At 64.4% G+C, this 2,916-nt stretch carries 2 protein-coding genes; both read left to right on the top strand.

Annotation, left to right across the window (positions count from 1 at the left end):
• A partial coding sequence (locus tag EN914_RS30315; protein ID WP_206527277.1) for an adenosylhomocysteinase occupies positions 1-219 on the top strand: 219 nt, incomplete at its 5' end.
• Between the two features lie 199 nt (positions 220-418).
• Positions 419-2,916, top strand: a 2,498-nt coding sequence (locus tag EN914_RS30310) for a PAS domain-containing sensor histidine kinase (protein WP_164779020.1), incomplete at its 3' end; no start/stop codon positions are given.

Below are 2,916 nucleotides of genomic sequence, written 5' to 3'. Positions count from 1 at the left end.
TCCTTCACCAACCAGGTGCTGGCGCAGATCGAGCTCTACACCAAGCCCGGCCAGTACGAGAACCAGGTCTATGTCCTGCCCAAGCATCTCGACGAAAAGGTCGCCCGCCTGCATCTCGACAAGCTCGGCGCCCGCCTGACCGAACTGTCGGGTGAACAGGCCGCCTATATCGGCGTCACGCCGCAGGGTCCGTTCAAGCCGGAACACTACCGCTATTAACCAAAGCTAAAATTACTACCAGATATTGAGGCCGGGCGATTGACTTTTCGCCCGGCCTTATTTTTGCGCGCCATCAGCCTTCACGCCGATTCGGCGAGGGGTTATTGTCAGGTGATTCGGCGATGCTTCCAGCCCGAGAGGGTCAAGAGAGGCACGCATCAGGGCGGTCTTGCATTCAGGCGGCGGAGAGGACCAAGACATGCCGGGGCAACACCCGCACAGAGCGGGACGGGCCGTTTCCGGCGGCCATGACGATTCGGGGATTGCTGGCTCCGCCCTGGAAGGGGGGAGCCTGTCCTGGCGCGCCCGCGCGTCGACATTCCTTGCCACCTCCGCGCTCGCGGGGCCCTTGGCCGGCGCCGCCGCGCATGCCGAGACCGCTGTTGCCAGCGTCGCCGGACTGTCGGTGAGTGCCATTGATGTCATGCAGCTTGCAGTGTTCGTCGGCGTGACGGGTGCCGCACTGATATCGGCCATCGTTCTCATCCGCGAAAGAGCCCGCACCTCGGCGGAGAATGTCGAACTCAGGAGCCGCCTCGCCGACATCAACGCGGCGCTCCGCCGTTCCGAGGCGCTGCTCAATCTGCGCGACCAGCGCGTCGTCGTCTGGGCTGCGGAAAACAAGAAGCCCGAGCTCATCGGCACATTGCCCGTCGAAAGCGGCGCTCCCGAGGATAGGGCCGCTTTTCTTGCTTTCGGCCGCTGGCTGATGCCGCGTTCGGCGGCGGCACTCGAACATGCCGTCGCGGGATTGCGCGAAAAGGCCAAACCCTTCGACCTGGTCATCGAATCGCAGGCCGGTGCGCCGCTCGAAGTGCATGGCCGCAAGAGTGCCGCGCATGTGCTCGTGCGTTTCGTCTCGCTCTCGGAGACGCAGCGCAGCCAGGCCAGGCTGAAGATCGAGAACCAGCGGCTGGCCGCCGACCACGACACGATGATCGGCCTGCTCGACGCGCTGAACATGCCGGCGTGGCTCCGCAGCGAGGATGGCGGGCTGAGGTGGGTCAACCGCGCCTATGCCTATGCCGTCGAAGCCGAAAATGCCGAAGCCGCGGTTCGGGAGAAGAAAGAGTTCCTCGGCGGCCAGGCGCGCGATGCGATTGCCGCCCAGCACAGGACGCATCCGGTTTTCGAGCAGTCGCTGTCCACCGTGATCGAAGGCGACCGCCGTGTGTTCGCGGTCACCGATTTCGCCGGCAGCGATGGCTCGGCCGGCCTTGCCTGCGACACCAGTGCCATCGAAGCCGTTCGCGGCGAATACGAACGGACAGTGCGAAGCCACGCCGACACGCTCGACCAGCTCAACACGGCGGTCGCCATTTTCGACACCGACGAGAAGCTGCGGTTCTTCAACCAGGCCTTCCAGAAGCTTTGGGGCCTGGACGCAGGCTTCCTGCACAGCGCTCCAGACAATGCCTTGCTGCTCGACCGGCTGCGCAGCGAAGGCAAGATCGCCGAACAGCCTGAATGGCGCCGCTGGAAGGAAGGCCTGCTCGGCGCCTATCGCGCTGTGGAATCCCAGGAACATTGGTGGCATCTGCCGGATGGCAAGACCATCCGCGTCGTCGCCAACCCCCAGCCCAAGGGCGGCGTGACCTGGGTGTTCGAGAACCTGACCGAGAAGATGGACCTCGAGAGCCGCTACCAGACAGCGGTGCGGGTCCAGGGCGAGACGCTCGACAATCTTGCCGAAGGCGTAGCGGTGTTCGGACCCGACGGCAGGCTCCGGCTGTCGAATCCTGCCTTTGCCACGCTCTGGGGATTGAGCGGCGAAGCGGCCAAGCCCAGCGTCCATGTTTCCACCATCCGCGACCTTTGCGACCGGCAGGCGGCGGACAGCCCCTGGCCCGGCTTTGTTGCCGCCGTCACCGGCTTCGACGACGAGCGCCGCGACCGCCACGGACAGACCGAGCTCAACAACGGCAACGTGTTGAGTTACGCCATGATCCCGCTGCCCAACGGGCAGGTGATGATGACCTTCGTCGACGTCACCGACAGCGTCCATGTCGAGCGGGCGCTGAAGGACAAGAACGAGGCGCTGCAAAAATCCGATCAGCTCAAGAACGAATTCGTCCAGCACGTTTCCTATGAACTGCGCTCGCCGCTGACCAACATCATCGGCTTCACCGAACTCCTGTCACAGCCCACGACCGGTCCGCTGACGCAGAAGCAGCGGGAATATGTCGAGCATGTCAGCTCCTCCTCCGCGGTCCTGCTCACCATCGTCAACGACATACTCGACCTGGCGACGGTGGACGCCGGCATCATGCAGCTCGATATTTCCGAGGTGCAGGTCGATCGCACCATCGCCGCTGCGGCCGAACTGGTGGCCGACCGGCTGGAAGAGCATTCGATCAGGCTCGAGGTCGAAGCAGCCTCGGCGCCGAAGACGTTTCACGGCGATGAGGTCCGCGTCCGCCAGATCCTCTACAATCTGCTCAGCAACGCCGCCAATTACGCCCCGGAAGCCAGCACCATCCGGCTCACTTGCCGCCATCTGGCGGACGGGGTGGAATTCTCGGTCCATGACGACGGTCCCGGCATGCCGCCCGATGTGCTCGATTCGGTGTTCCGCCGTTTCGAGCCGCGCGCCAATGGTGGCCGCCGGCGCGGCGCCGGCCTCGGCCTGTCGATCGTTAAGAGCTTCGTCGAGCTGCATGGCGGCAGCGTTCGCATCGAAACCGGCAAGGACAAGGG

The organism is Mesorhizobium sp. M7A.F.Ca.CA.001.08.2.1 (assembly GCF_003998455.1).
In the GTDB taxonomy this organism is placed as follows: domain Bacteria; phylum Pseudomonadota; class Alphaproteobacteria; order Rhizobiales; family Rhizobiaceae; genus Mesorhizobium; species Mesorhizobium ciceri.
This window is presented reverse-complemented; position numbering and strand designations above follow the sequence as displayed.